The following is a 519-nucleotide window of genomic DNA, read 5'->3' on the forward strand; positions in this document are numbered from 1 at the left end:
CGATGACTGACTCTTTCGTTAAATAATATTGATTACTTTATCAGCTTTCCAAATTGTTAAAGAGCGCATGTAATGCCAAGCATTACATCTCAAGGTTAAAAAAACCTTAATCAATAATTCACATTATTCATTAAGGCTCTTTGTTGTTCGTATTATCTCTCGCCAAATATATTGGTAGGCTTGGGCAGACTTGAACTGCCGACCTCACCCTTATCAGGGGTGCGCTCTAACCAGCTGAGCTACAAGCCTATGCTGCAAAAATCAACTCGACACACGAGTGAATTGCTTGCGCAGCAAGGATATGCCTGTCCACAAGGCGTGACCTACAAACACCTACTGCAAAAAATGGTGGAGCTAAGCAGGATCGAACTGCTGACCTCCTGCGTGCAAGGCAGGCGCTCTCCCAGCTGAGCTATAGCCCCATTACTTTGACTTTACGCGCTTTTCTTTTCAGCAAAACAATCTGTGTGAGCACTGCATAATACGTCTCAAACTTTAGTAAGGAGGTGATCCAACCCC

Annotated in this window: 2 tRNA genes; both read right to left on the reverse strand. The window is 43.9% G+C overall.

Annotated elements, in window-relative coordinates:
• Nucleotides 1-172 precede the first annotated feature (172 nt).
• Nucleotides 173-249: transfer RNA gene (locus ACFOHL_RS11940), tRNA-Ile, on the reverse strand.
• Nucleotides 250-346: 97 nt separating this feature from the next.
• Nucleotides 347-422: transfer RNA gene (locus ACFOHL_RS11945), tRNA-Ala, on the reverse strand.
• Nucleotides 423-519: the final 97 nt, after the last annotated feature.

The organism is Agaribacter flavus (assembly GCF_042646125.1).
GTDB classification, from domain to species: domain Bacteria; phylum Pseudomonadota; class Gammaproteobacteria; order Enterobacterales; family Alteromonadaceae; genus Glaciecola; species Glaciecola flavus.